The sequence below is a fragment of the Brevibacillus sp. GCM10020057 genome (genome assembly GCF_042683565.1).
In the GTDB taxonomy this organism is placed as follows: domain Bacteria; phylum Bacillota; class Bacilli; order Brevibacillales; family Brevibacillaceae; genus Brevibacillus.
In genome coordinates, this window is the sequence record NZ_JBHUJW010000031.1 from 104887 (window position 1) to 117800 (window position 12914).

The 12914-nt window shown below is 55.8% G+C and carries 14 protein-coding genes; 11 read left to right on the forward strand and 3 right to left on the reverse strand.

The window, feature by feature from the left end; genetic code table 11:
* Window positions 1-88: 88 nt before the first annotated feature.
* Entirely contained in the window at window positions 89-934 is an 846-nt protein-coding gene (larE, locus tag ACFSO0_RS10115; RefSeq protein WP_376879588.1) for an ATP-dependent sacrificial sulfur transferase LarE, read from the forward strand.
* Window positions 927-1676 (forward strand): nickel pincer cofactor biosynthesis protein LarB, encoded by a 750-nt coding sequence (larB, locus tag ACFSO0_RS10120; protein ID WP_376879590.1) that lies wholly within the window; start codon window positions 927-929, stop codon window positions 1674-1676. Before larE ends, larB begins: the two co-directional genes overlap by 8 nt.
* Window positions 1677-1728: 52 nt before the next feature.
* On the opposite strand, the gene ACFSO0_RS10125 is transcribed toward larB, so the two are convergent.
* Complete coding sequence (locus ACFSO0_RS10125; protein ID WP_376879592.1) at window positions 1729-2103, reverse strand: phage holin family protein; 375 nt, start codon at window positions 2101-2103, stop codon at window positions 1729-1731.
* A gap of 209 nt (window positions 2104-2312) precedes the next feature.
* Here ACFSO0_RS10125 and ACFSO0_RS10130 point away from each other — a divergent pair, with 209 nt between their 5' ends.
* The 5 genes from ACFSO0_RS10130 (at window position 2313) to ACFSO0_RS10150 (ending at window position 7405) form a co-directional block, all read left to right on the forward strand.
* Window positions 2313-4670: an endonuclease MutS2 gene (locus tag ACFSO0_RS10130; protein WP_376879594.1), complete on the forward strand. Its 2358-nt coding sequence runs from the start codon at window positions 2313-2315 to the stop codon at window positions 4668-4670.
* Window positions 4671-4686: 16 nt separating this feature from the next.
* Complete coding sequence (locus tag ACFSO0_RS10135) at window positions 4687-5097, forward strand: DUF350 domain-containing protein (RefSeq protein WP_376879597.1); 411 nt, start codon at window positions 4687-4689, stop codon at window positions 5095-5097.
* 32 nt (window positions 5098-5129) lie between these two features.
* Window positions 5130-5444 (forward strand): 2Fe-2S iron-sulfur cluster-binding protein, encoded by a 315-nt coding sequence (locus ACFSO0_RS10140; RefSeq protein WP_376879599.1) that lies wholly within the window; start codon window positions 5130-5132, stop codon window positions 5442-5444.
* Between the two features lie 241 nt (window positions 5445-5685).
* Window positions 5686-6984 (forward strand): nucleotide sugar dehydrogenase, encoded by a 1299-nt coding sequence (locus ACFSO0_RS10145; protein ID WP_376879601.1) that lies wholly within the window; start codon window positions 5686-5688, stop codon window positions 6982-6984.
* Window positions 6985-7204: 220 nt separating this feature from the next.
* Entirely contained in the window at window positions 7205-7405 is a 201-nt protein-coding gene (locus ACFSO0_RS10150; protein ID WP_376879603.1) for a cold-shock protein, read from the forward strand.
* Window positions 7406-7533: 128 nt separating this feature from the next.
* Here the strand turns inward: ACFSO0_RS10150 and ACFSO0_RS10155 are convergent, their stop codons facing one another.
* Both ACFSO0_RS10155 and ACFSO0_RS10160 read right to left on the reverse strand, forming a co-directional pair.
* Window positions 7534-8361, reverse strand: coding sequence for a M55 family metallopeptidase (locus ACFSO0_RS10155; protein WP_376879605.1), 828 nt, complete (start codon window positions 8359-8361; stop codon window positions 7534-7536).
* A 137-nt stretch (window positions 8362-8498) separates the two neighbouring features.
* The gene (locus ACFSO0_RS10160) at window positions 8499-9635 is read right to left on the reverse strand and encodes a glycosyltransferase (RefSeq protein WP_376879607.1); all 1137 of its coding nucleotides are present in this window, start codon (window positions 9633-9635) and stop codon (window positions 8499-8501) included.
* Between the two features lie 128 nt (window positions 9636-9763).
* Between ACFSO0_RS10160 and ACFSO0_RS10165 the strand changes: the two genes are divergently transcribed.
* The 4 genes from ACFSO0_RS10165 to ACFSO0_RS10180 all read left to right on the forward strand — a co-directional run bounded on the left by ACFSO0_RS10165 (window position 9764) and on the right by ACFSO0_RS10180 (window position 12718).
* Window positions 9764-11110 (forward strand): glycosyltransferase family 4 protein, encoded by a 1347-nt coding sequence (locus ACFSO0_RS10165; protein ID WP_376879609.1) that lies wholly within the window; start codon window positions 9764-9766, stop codon window positions 11108-11110.
* Window positions 11107-11622: an MFS transporter gene (locus ACFSO0_RS10170; RefSeq protein WP_376879612.1), complete on the forward strand. Its 516-nt coding sequence runs from the start codon at window positions 11107-11109 to the stop codon at window positions 11620-11622. The genes ACFSO0_RS10165 and ACFSO0_RS10170 overlap by 4 nt, the downstream gene beginning before the upstream one ends.
* 266 nt (window positions 11623-11888) lie before the next feature.
* On the forward strand, window positions 11889-12497 hold the full coding sequence (locus ACFSO0_RS10175; RefSeq protein ID WP_376879615.1) for a type IV toxin-antitoxin system AbiEi family antitoxin domain-containing protein: 609 nt from the start codon (window positions 11889-11891) through the stop codon (window positions 12495-12497).
* Entirely contained in the window at window positions 12497-12718 is a 222-nt protein-coding gene (locus ACFSO0_RS10180) for an Abortive infection protein AbiEii (protein WP_376879618.1), read from the forward strand. The genes ACFSO0_RS10175 and ACFSO0_RS10180 overlap by 1 nt, the downstream gene beginning before the upstream one ends.
* Window positions 12719-12914 lie beyond the last annotated feature (196 nt).

The following is a 12914-nucleotide window of genomic DNA, read 5'->3' on the forward strand; positions in this document are numbered from 1 at the left end:
GTTCGGATAAGGCTCCGCCAAACAGCTTGGCGCAGCCAGGATTTCTAGCCTGGAGAGGACCGTTTGTGGAAAAGGGAGGACGATGGGGATGAGCTTGCAAATCAGTGAGGCGTTGAGCGAAAAAAACCGGAAACTCGGCAGCATTTTGCGTGAGATGGGCACCGTCCTGATCGCGTTCTCTGGCGGTGTAGACAGCACATTCCTGCTGGCGCGGGCGGTAGAGGAGTTGGGCGATTCGGCGATTGCCGTCACGGCTGCCTCCGAGACGTTCCCGACGCGGGAATTGGAAGCAGCCAAGCGGCTCGCGGCGCAGCTGGGGGCACGGTTTGTCACAACGGAAATCCGCGAAATGGAAAATCCGAATTTCGTCTCCAATCCGGTGAACCGCTGTTTTTTCTGCAAGGACGGCTTATATGAGCACTTGGGGAAAATGGCGGAGGAAAACGAGTGGCAGGCCGTCATTTGCGACGGGGCGAACGTGGACGATCAGGGAGACTACCGGCCGGGCCGTGTCGCCGCCGCGCAGCGTGGGGTACGCAGCCCGCTCCAGGAAGCAGGCTTTTACAAGGAAGACATTCGCGCCATTTCCAAGGCGATGGGGTTGCCGACCTGGAACAAGCCGTCCTTCGCTTGTCTGTCGTCGCGCATTCCGTACGGCTCCCCGATCACGCTGGAGAAGATCGATCAGATCGACCAGGCGGAAGGGTATCTGCTTAGTCTCGGTTTTCATCAGGTGCGGGTGCGCCACCATGATACGATCGCCCGGATCGAGGTTGCGCCCGACGAATTTGCCCGGCTGATCGCAAGGCATGCCGAGATCGACAAGACGCTGCGGGAGATCGGTTTTTCGTACGTGACCCTGGATTTGTTTGGCTATCAGACAGGAAGCATGAACGCGGTGCTGGGATCGGAAGTGAAGCTGCAGCATGGCTGACGTGAAGGCGATTTTGCGTGAAGTCCAGGCAGGGCGGCTGGACATCGAGCAGGCGAGCGAACTGTTGCAAGGCGCAAGCACACTGGACTACGCCACGCTCGACCTGGATCGCGCCAGCCGGACGGGATTTCCCGAGGTCGTGTACGGGGCAGGCAAGCAGGTGGAGCAGCTCATTGGAATCATGGAGCGGCTGCGGGAGCATCAGGAGGTGGTCCTGGTGACGCGGGTGAGCGAGGAGCAGGCGCAGCGGGTGCTTGCGCGCTGGCCGGACGTGCAGTATGAAAAGGAAGCCGGCCTGCTCATAGCGAGCCGCGAGCCTTTGCGTCCAGTGCGTGACGGCTATGTCGCGGTCGTGGCTGCCGGAACCTCGGACTTGGGTGTCGCCCAGGAAGCCGCTTGGACGGCCCGTTGCTTTGGCAGTGAAGCGAGAGTGATTGCAGATGTCGGCGTCGCCGGGATTCATCGCCTGTTCGGAAGGCTTGCCGAGATCAGGGAGGCAGCTGTCGCCGTCTGCGTCGCCGGGATGGAAGGCGCGCTCCCCAGCGTTTTGGCTGGGCTGGTAGACATTCCGGTGATCGCCGTTCCGACCAGTGTCGGCTACGGTGCGAATTTCGGCGGCGTCTCCGCGCTATTGTCCATGCTCAACTCCTGCTCGGCCGGCGTGGCTGTCGTCAACATCGACAACGGCTTCGGTGCCGGCTACATGGCGGGTATGATCCATCGGAAGATTGCAGGGAAGTAATACAAAAAAGCCAACCCGAGAGAAAAAGGGTTGGCTTTTTTGCAGGATGGGTCTACGTCTCCTGTTTGTTGCCCGCATCGCCATTGCGCAGATCCATGTGGGTCTTGATCGGAATGAACAGGTCGATGATACCGATGACCAGTGAAGCGAGCAAAGCCCCCAGGATGGTGACGCGAAAACCGGAGACGACGTACTGGGTTAGGTAAATGACGACGGCGCTGACGATGAAGCCGACAATCCCGCGGTTATAGGGCGAGATGCGATCGCCGAACATCGCCTCGATGACCCAGCCTAACAGGGCGATCACAACAGCCGCCAGGAGAGCTGTCCAAAAGCTGCTAACGGAAAAGCCAGGAACCAGAAAGCCGACGAACATCAGAACTACGGCCGCGACGATAAAGCGGACGATATGGCGCATGATCGTCAAGTATACTCCTCCTTTTTCGGTTGGTTCATCTACATTTTGTCTATTTGGGTGTCGAACTATGCCAGATGTGGGCGTGTAAAATTATCCTTGGAACGGCTGGCATGATATAATGGATGGAACGTATGGCTTACCCGTGAACTGATTGTCGCTCCCTGCTGCACAGGTGACTTGCGAAGGTGGGCCGCTTTAGGAAAGTAAGGAGGATTTGCGTGGAACAACGGGTACTCAAAACATTGGAATACGAAAAAATCGTCGCGATGCTGGTGGAAAAAGCGACGAGCACATATGGCAAGGAAAAAGCGGCAGAATTGCTCCCGTTCACCACGATCGAGGAAGTCGAGATCGCCCAGAGAGGAACGTCAGAAGCGGCGACGGTGCTGCGCCTGAAAGGAAGCGTGCCGCTCGGAGGCATCCGCGATATTCGCGGCGCTGTCCAACGCGCGCGCCTCAACGCCATGCTCGCTCCGCTCGAGCTGCTCGACATCGCCAGCACCATCGGGGCAGGACGCCGGCTGAAACAGTTTTTGCTCGACATGTGCGATGACCACGAGCTGCCGCTGCTCCGCGCGCAGGCAGAGAGAATCGAGGGCCTTCGCGAGCTGGAGATGGAGATTCGCCGCTGTGTGGACGAAGGCGGCGACATCCTGGACAGCGCCAGCATCGAGCTGAGGCAGGTGCGGCAGGAGATCCGGCAGCTGGAGGCGCGGATTCGCGAAAAGCTGGACCAGATGACCCGCTCGTCCTCGTACCAGAAAATGCTCATGGAAAACATCGTGACGATCCGCGGCGACCGCTTCGTCATTCCGGTCAAGCAGGAGTACCGCCACGTGTTCGGCGGCATCGTGCACGACCAGTCGGCATCCGGCGCTACGCTGTTCATCGAGCCGGAAGTGATCGTCTCCATGAACAACAAGCTGAGGGAGCTGCGCCTGCGCGAAGAGCGCGAGGTGGAACGGATTTTGTACCTGCTGACGGAGCAGGTAGGATTCGCCGTAGACGCGCTCGCCATGAACATCGATGCGCTGACGGAGCTTGATTTTCAATTTGCCAAAGCCCAGCTTGCCTGGAGCATGAAGGCCATTTCCCCCCGGTTGAACGACCGTGGTTATTTGAATTTGCGCAAGGCGCGCCATCCGCTCATTCCCCGCGATGTGGTCGTGCCGCTGAACGTGGAGCTGGGCGGCGACTACCAGGCGATTGTCGTGACCGGACCGAATACGGGCGGGAAGACCGTCTCGCTGAAAACGATCGGGCTGCTTTCCCTGATGGCGATGGCAGGCCTGCATGTCCCGGCAGAGGAAGAGAGCGAGATGACCGTGTTCTCCTCCGTGTTTGCCGACATCGGCGATGAGCAGTCCATCGAGCAGAGCCTGTCTACCTTTTCCAGCCATATGAAAAATATCATCCATATTATAGAAGCGATGGATGAAAAAAGTCTGGTGCTGTTCGACGAGCTCGGCGCAGGCACCGATCCTACCGAGGGCGCAGCGCTGGCAATGGCAATCATCGACCACGTCATCGCTTCGGGTGCGCGTCTCGTCGCCACCACTCACTACAGCGAGCTGAAGGCGTACGCCTACGACAGGCCGGAAGTAATCAACGCGAGCGTCGAGTTCGACGTAGAGACGCTCCGCCCGACGTACCGCCTTCTGGTTGGCGTGCCGGGCCGCTCTAATGCGTTTGCCATCGCCAAGAGGCTCGGACTGCCCGAGGCGATCATCGACGTGGCGCGCGGCTCGATCAGCGAGGAAGACAACCAGGTGGAGAGCATGATCGCTTCGCTGGAGCGCAACCGCAAGGCGGCCGAGACCGAGCGGCAAAAGGCCGAAGAGCTGCGGCGGGAAGCGGAGCGGCTGCGCCGCGAGCTGGAAGAGGAGAGGGCGAAGTTCGCCGAGGAAAAAAACAAGCGGATGGAACGCGCCGAAGACGAAGCGCGGATTGCGGTCCAGCTGGCGAAGGAAGAGGCGGAGTCCATCATCCGTGAGCTGCGCGAAATGAAGGCGGAAGGCGTGGAGATCAAGGAGCACCGCTTGATCGACGCGAAGAAGCGGCTGAATAACGCCGTCCTCGAGCTGGAGAAGGAAAAAGTGAAGAAGCCGGCAAAAGCGGTGCGCGCCACTCAAATCAAGGTCGGGGACGAGGTCTTGGTGACGAGCTTCGGCCAAAAGGGAACCGTACTGGAAAAAGTCAGCAACGACGAATTCCTCGTGCAGATCGGGATCATGAAGATGAAAGTCAAACGGGAAGACATGCACGTCCAAAATTCCATCTCACAAAAGCCGCAGGCTGCGTCGTACACGTCCGTCAAGCGCAGGAGCGACAACATCCGGATGGATTTGGACCTGCGCGGCTACAACGTGGAAGACGGAATCCGGGAAATCGACCAGTTCCTCGACGACGCGTTGCTTGCCGGCCTGCATACGGTCTCGATCATCCACGGCCACGGGACGGGTGCGCTGCGCAAAGGGGTACATGAATACTTGCGCCAGCATCGCAATGTCAAATCGTTCCGCCTGGGGGGGCAAGGAGAAGGCGGAGTAGGTGCCACCATTGCCGAGCTGAAATAATACGGGAGGGGACGTCATGGGGAGCCTGCTGCACAATCAATATTTTGCTACGGCTGCTTACTTTGCTGTGACAGGGTTGATGATGATCCTGTTCCTGTCCATTTTTGAACTGGTGACGCGCTACCGCGTCTGGCACGAGCTGAAGCAGGGGAACATGGCGGTGGCAATGGCGACGGGGGGAAAAATATTCGGCATTGCCAATATTTTCCGCTATTCCATCCAGGAGCACGCTTCCATGGGGCAGGCGCTGATCGGCGCGACATTTGGCTATTGCCTGCTACTCGTCGCCTACTTCATTTTTGAATTCATGACGCCCAGCTTCAACATCGACGATGAAATCGCCAAAGGCAACCGGGCGATCGGCTTCACGGCCATGGTGTTGTCCATCGGCTTTTCGTATATTATCGGCGCGAGCTTGACCCGATAGATCGACCATTTGAACGACATGGGGGAGATACGGTGGAGCAGGCAGAGAAAAGACAGTTCGCAGTGACGGTAGAACATGACGGGAAGGAAACGGAAGTCACTTTGTCAGCGGGAGACAACCTTTTGATGGCTTTGGTGCGCGCGAATTTGCCCATCGACTTTTACTGTACGACTGGCAAATGCACGACCTGTCGTCAGCGGATGGACATTCCTGCAGGTTCTGCCAGCGGGCCATCCGAGACCGAGCGTTACCGGCTGGGCGAAGAGGCACTGGCCAAAGGCTTCCGGTTGACCTGTCAGGTATTCGTGACAGGACCGATGCGCGTTTATCTGGATGCTCCCCGATGAAAGCATGATTGAACGGCGGGAGAATCGGGAGTATAATTAGGCTTTGGCAGCATAGCCAGGCCGAAATGGCATAGCACGAGGAGGAGCCAGCCTTGGAGACGTTGTACAAGGTCCTCATAGGATTGTGTATCGTATTTTTGGCGGCAGGCGTGTACTATCTGTCGTAACCAACAAGAAAGCGGCCGCGTAATAACGCTTGCGTGGACCAATATTGAGAAGAACGTGAAAGAGGAGATACCAAATGACTCAGCCTGTACGCGTAGCTGTTGTGGGATTGGGATTTGTCGGCTTGCCGCTGGCGCTTACCTACGCCATGAAAGGAGCAAGCGTGATCGGCGTCGATGCTGTGCAGCGCGTCGTCGATGAGATCAATGCAGGTCATTCCCATCACCTGGAGTCTTATCAGGGCAAAACATTGCCACAGATTCTTCGCGAGCAGATTGACGCGGGACGATTCCGCGCGACGACTTCGTACGCCGAAGCAGCAGCAAACGTGAACCATTATATTGTAACGGTCGGCCTTCCCGTCCACAACGGTGATCCGGATCTGGGCCCGCTGAAAAGCTGTGCAGAGTCGCTGGGCAGCGTACTGAAAAAAGGTGATACGGTCATGATCCGCAGCACCGTCGTTCCCGGCACGACCCAGGAAGTCATCCAGCCGATTCTGGAAGAAGTAAGCGGGCTTGTCGCCGGCACAGACTTCTACCTGACGTACTGCTCGGAGCGCATTGCGGAAGGACGAGCTTTTGAAGAGTTCATCCACATGCCGCTCGTGCTCGGCGGGATCAACGAGCAGAGCGCGGCCAAGGGGAAAGAACTGCTCTCGTTTATCAGCGAGACAGAAGTGACGGTTTCGGATATTCGCGTGGTTGAAACGGCGAAAGTCATTGAAAACATTCAGCGGGACGTCAACATTGCGATGGTGCAGGAGTTCGCCCGTTTTGCCGAAGCGTTCGGCATCGATACATTTGAACTGATCAAGGTCGCCAACACCCATACGCGCGTCAACCTTTTGACGCCGGGTCCTGGCGTCGGCGGCTTCTGCCTGCCGAACGCCCTGTACTACCTCCAGCCAAAGGCGAGAGAGCTGGAAGTCGGTCTGCCGCTGCTGGAGCAAGCCCGCAAGACGAACGACGCCGTACCGGATGTCATCGTCGGCATGCTGGAGAAGGCGTTGAAGGAAAAAGGCAAGGCATTGGCAGGCAGCGTCGTAGCCGTTTTGGGACTGGCGATGAAAGACTTCTCCAATGACGATCGCGTCAGCCCGGTAAGCGACTTGATCAAGCTGCTCCAGAGCAAAGGCGTGGAGGTGCGGTCCTACGACCCGGCCGTGCCGACAGCTTATGCCCACAAGGTAGCGAGCCTGGAGGGGGCAGTTCAAAATGCCGATGCGCTGCTGTTGACCGCCGTGCAAAAAGAATTTGCGGAAGCCGACTGGGCGCAGGTCGCCAGCCTGATGGCGGACGGGGCGATTCTGTTCGATACGAAGAATCGCATTCCGCGCGATCTGGTCAGCAAAGCCACGGTGGTACGAATCTGAACAAGCGCGAAAGACCTCCTTTGGACGAGCGCGTCCGGGGAGGTTTTCTTTTTTGCCTAACGAAAGCGATGCGGATGCTGCCAGCCGCGCTCCTGTACCCCTCTTGTGTGCGCCAGATCGCCCGTCTTCATCCTGTATAGAATTCCCCCGGCAAGGCAAAGCTAGATGGGTAAGGCAAAAATCAATTTCATGTAATGGGTTTACATGCTAGGAGGCAAAAATGGAACACGGCAGAGTAAAGTGGTTTAACAGTGAAAAAGGTTTCGGGTTCATCGAACGGGAAGGCGGGGAAGATGTTTTCGTCCACTTCTCGGCGATCCAGGAGGAAGGGTACAAGACGCTGGATGAGGGACAAGAGGTTACTTTTGAGGTGGAAAATGGACAGCGCGGTCCCCAAGCGGTGAATGTACAGAAAGTCTAGTCACAAAAGCCAACAGACTCCCGATAAATGGGGTCTGTTTTCTTGTTGATTTCAGGAAAAAAGCGGCGGCAGTCGCTGCGTGCGCTTGGCAAACGACCGTCCGCCTGTCTTTCCGAATACGGAAGCCCCTAGAAAAATTCCACTCCCGCCGCCAGGTTGAGCATCGCGCGCATCGTTTTGTACAGGTCGTGAGGGTCCTGTGCCGTGTAGGAGAGCGTGCCGGTTTCGGTCTCATAGCGGCTGCCTGGCACGATCGCCGCCATTTCCGCCTGTCCGGTGTGCGCGAACTGAATGGCCATCTCCATCGGTACCGTAGTGGTGAGGGGAGCGATCTGCCCGATCTTGGACAGGGCGAGCTTGGTCTTTTGCTTTAGTTCAGCCGTCGCTTCCTCCCGTGACAGACAGAGGGCAGCCGTGCGGGATACCGCTTTCTTGACGACAGCAGTGGAAATGCCGGGAATCAGGTCCTTCGCTTCTTCTGCGATGAGGTCGTCCCCGGAAACCATGACGACGGGCACATTGAACCAGCCGGCGTAATACGCATTGAAGCCGAATTCACCGACCACACGTCCGTTGATGTACAGATTGCGGATTACGCCGGACATGGTGTGGCTGAGGACACCGGGCACTCCTTGACGGGTATGGTAGCCGACGAACAGCGCCGCGTCGAAGCTCTCATCCAGCCCCTGCATCATGGACGAATTGCGGGGAGAACCAGCCAGCAGCTTCCCTTTTGGGTGCAGCGATTCCCACAAAATATTGTTCATCGTGTTGTGGCTGTCCGCCACAACGATCTCCGTCGCGCCTGCCTCGATGGCGGCTTCGATGACCGCATTGGCGTCGTCCGTCATAAACTTGCGGCCGCGTTGGTAGTTGACGCCAGCATCCGGATTGATGTATGTGTTATCCACAATGCCGGAGATTCCTTCCATGTCTACTGACAGGAAAACTTTCATCCTTCCTCCATCCCCTCGCATACGATTCGTAAAATGACTTCCTTTTTATCAAACCACTTTGCTTAGAAGGAGGCAACCATGAACACGTTCGGCATGAAAAAAGCATGACGAGCGCGGAAAACGCCAGTCATGCTTTTTCAGCTATTTGTCAACTTCCGGTAAAGAGCCAAAATATGTGCGGCCATCTGCTCGATCGTAAAGGAACGCTCCACTTTTTCCAGAGCATGACGGACCATGCTGTCGACGAGTTGTTCCGATTGCAGCAGCCGCTCCATCGCCTGAGAGAGGGCGGCTGGGTCGCCTGGCTCGACGAGAAGCCCCGTATCTTCGTGAAAGACGAATTCCTTCACACCGCCGACCTTGCTGGCGATGACCGGCACTTCTGACGCCATTGCTTCGATGATGGTATACCCGAGCCCTTCGTAATAGGAGGAGTGGACGAATGCGTCGCAAGCGTGCAGGCAAGCCGGAATGTCCTGCCGAAAGCCGGCGAAGCGGACGAAGTCTTCCAAACCGAGCCTGCGCACCTGTTCTTCCAGTCCAGCGCGCTCGGGTCCATCGCCGACCAGCACCAGATAAGGGCGGGATGAAGTCCGTTGCACCAGCCGGGCGAACGCATCGACGAGGACGGGCAGTCCTTTTACCGGAACGAAGCGTGCGACGGAACCGAAGACGAAGGAATGCTGCGGGATGTCCCATTCCGCGCGCAGGCGTGCCCGATCTTCGTCCCGCAGCTGCGTCTGACGGTAGGGTGACAAGTCCATCCCGTTGTAGATGACACTGATACAGCGATCTGCTACTCCTTGCCCGCGCAGGATGTTTGCCAGCGCACCGCTGATCGCGATGTAGTGCCGGTTCCACTGGCGCGTACAGCGTTCCATCAGACTGACGATGGCATAGGCGAGCGGGCTGGCGTAATCGTAGCGCAGCGAACTGTGCATCGTCGTCACCAGAGGGACGTGCAACCCGCGAGCGGCCAGTCGCGAAAAGAAATTGGCCTTGACGCCATGCGTATGGATGATGGCAGGATGGAACGAGTGAAACGTGTCCCGCAATGCACGCAGCAAGCGCAGGTCAAACCGTCCGAACTGATTCAGCGCAAACACCGTGATGCCCGCTTCCTTCAGCTTGCTGGCAAAAAGGGAGTCGTAAAAACAAACCACTGCTACATCCACTTCGTCAGCGGAAAAAGCGGACACCAGATTGAGAATATGTTGTTCCGCACCGCCAAATTCCCCCCCGCCGATGACGTGGAGGACTCGTAATTTGCTCATCTAAATTCACCCGAATCGTAGTAAGAAAGCCATTTTCACTATAGCAGATGGCTGATAGATTCGCAATAACACAGCACTTGTGGTATGGTGGATGGAGGAAAATGAAAAGGACAAGGACGGTTACATACATGAAAGACCACAACGTATTGATCATTTGCTACATCTTCCCGCCCATCGGCGGCGGAGGTGTGCCAAGACCGCTGAAAATGGCCAAATATTTGGGGGAGTTCGGCTGGAAGGTGCACGTGCTGACGGTAGAGCCTGCTTATCACGCGACGCTCGATCCGTCGCTGTTGGCGCAGCTGCCGCCGGATGTGAAGATTCACCGGGCAAAAGAATGGCAGCTGATCCCCAACAGGGGAGCAGTGGCAGCGCAGCCTGCTGCAGGGGGGGATAAGCCGTTCGGGCCGTCTGTCAAGGCGGTGCTGAAAAAGCAGGTCATCCAGATGCTGAAAAAAGTGAAGCCGTACCTGCTGATTCCCGATGACCAGATTTTGTGGCTGCCAAACGCGGTCAAGCTGGGAAGGGAAATCATGAAGCGGGAGAAGATCGATGTCATCTTCTCTACCTCCGGACCGGTGACGAACCATCTGGTCGCGCGCAAGCTGGCCAGAGAGTTCGACTGCAAGTGGGTGGCGGACTTCCGCGATCCGTGGACGCAAAACATGCACACTTCGGGCATTGCCTGGCGGGAGCGCATGGAGGAGCGGATGGAGGCAGACGTCATGCTGGAGGCTGATGCGATTACGACGGTGACGGCGACGTTTGCAAAAAACTTCCTGAGCAAGCACGGGGAGCGCATCAAGCGTCTCGAGCTGATCTACAACGGATTTGACCAGGCGGACTTTCAGGGACTTGCGCCGAGCCATGCCGTGCCGGGCAAATTTCACGCGGTGTACGCAGGCATTTTGTACCAAAAGCGCAACCCGCGGCTGCTTCTGCACGCCATCCGCGAGCTGATTGACGCAGGCGAAGTCGATCCGAACGACCTGCTGCTCACCTTTGCCGGTGTGTTCGACTATCCGGGGTATTCCGAAAATCGCGATTGCGTCGAGCAGTTGCGCCTGGGAGAAATCGTGCGGGTGCTGGGCAATTTGCCGCACAAGGAAGCGCTGGGGTTGATGAAGGGAGCGGACGCCCTGCTGCTGATCGGCGACGTTTCTGCCGATGCGGGCGCGTACATCCCCGGCAAGCTGTACGAGTACATGGGCATCGGAAAGCCGATTCTGGCGCTGAACAAGGCAGGAGAGGCGACCGAGATCATCGAGAAGTTCGGGCTCGGACAAGTGGCAGATCCCGAGGACAAGGAAGCGGTCAAACAGGCGTACTTGCAGCTGTACAAGGAATGGAAGACAAAAGGGCTAAAGAGCGAAGCCGCACGCGGCGAAGATTTTTCCGAACGGGTCAAGCCGTACGAGCGGCGCGAGCAGGCGAGACAACTGGCGGAGCTCATGGAAGACCTGCTCGATTCATGAGAACAATAGACAGCTTCCTTGGGGTCTACGTGCAGAGCCTTGGCGGAAGCACGGGAGATGTGGGACAGGCGTGGTTTTTGGCGGCGGTCAGAGAGGTGGCGTTCTTTGCCGTCAGCGCCCGCATTTTGCAGCGGTGGAGCGAAATCAAGCTGATTGCCTGCGCCACGGCGTTCTATACGATCCGTTACTTGCTGTGCGCGATCGTGCCGTCAGCGGAGTGGGTCGTCTTTTTGCAGTTGACGCAAGGCTTGACCTTCGTCATTTTTTACACCGCCGCCATCCAGAATTTGTACCGGATCATTCCCGAGGAGTGGAAAGCAACGGGGCAAACGGTGTTGGCCGTCCTTTTTTTCGGCATTTCCGGCATTATCGGCTCGATAGCGGGCGGCTGGGTGTTCCAGCAGTTTGGGGGAGGGGCGCTGTATGCGGCGATGGCGGTCTGTTCGCTGGTCGCCTTCGGGTACAGCCTGCTGATCTGGAGGGAGAGCGGAGATCAAGGCAACGCAGCCTGAAAAGAGCGGGGGCAAAAGCTGGAGTGCATGCAACGTTCCACAGGCAATGCGGGAAGCAAATGAGGGGCTGACGATCGCCGTCAGATCGAAGCTGTCGAGAAAGTCGGCAGCTTTTCTTTTTTGTGTTTTGTTCTGCTTATACGTCTAACTGCATACCTTTTCGTAAATAAATAAAGGAAATGGCGAATAGAAACAGAATGTGAATGCAAATAAGGTTTGCATTTATAGCTAACTGCCGACTATTTTGTGAAAAAAGGTGAGACAAAATGAATGGGCAAATACATGAAAAAATTCAAAATCTCTTTGAACGGCAAAAGGGATTTGCCAAAACGAAGGATTTTCTTAACGAAGGCATTAGCAATTATTATATTCGCCAATTGGAAACTCAGGGAGAAATCATTCGGGTAAAGCAAGGTCTGTATCGGTACTCAAAATATGAAGGTAATCAATATGATGAATTCATTGAAGTATCTAAGATTATACCCAAAGGGATCATATGTCTTCTTTCTGCGCTAGCTTACTACGAGTTGACAACTTTTAGCCCGTGGGAGTATCAGATTGCCATTTACAGAGGAGCCAAGAAGCCAAGTTTGCCGGATTACCCGCCAATCAAGGTAGACTATTTTTCTGAAACGCAATATCAATACGGGATTGATGAGATCGAGATCGGTGGCAATAAAATTAAGATATATGATCGAGAAAAGACGATATGCGACATTATCCGTTATCGCGAGAAAATCGGTATCGATGTAATGAAGGAAGGTCTAAGAAATTATCTAAAAAGTCCCGAAAAGAACATTACAAAACTTGTGGGTTATGCAGAAAAACTGCGAATTAAAACTGTTCTAGTAAAATATTTAGAGGTGCTACTATAATGAGTGAGATAAAAAATATTCCTGCTTCTGTTGCTGAACGATTGAGAAATGTAGCCAAGCAAAGCGGAAAAGCATTTGATCTAATATTGCTTCTCTATTTTCAAGAGCGGCTCTTGTATCGGTTATCCATTTCGGAGTTTAGGGACAAATTTGTCTTGAAAGGAGGTCTTTATTTAGGGCTTGCTGAACGATCAAAAAATCCAGTAGGGACAAGGGTTTGAGGCACATTTCGTCGAATTCATATGCAAGGAAATCGTTTCATAATGTTGAAAAACCGTGCACATGGAGGATGACGATGATGTACCAACCGTACGCCAACGAGGAAAACCAATTGCTACTGCCGAGCGATTTTTTCTTGCCATTCGGCGGTCGTCTGAATCCGGACAATCGCTGGATCAAGCTCGCACAGATGATCCC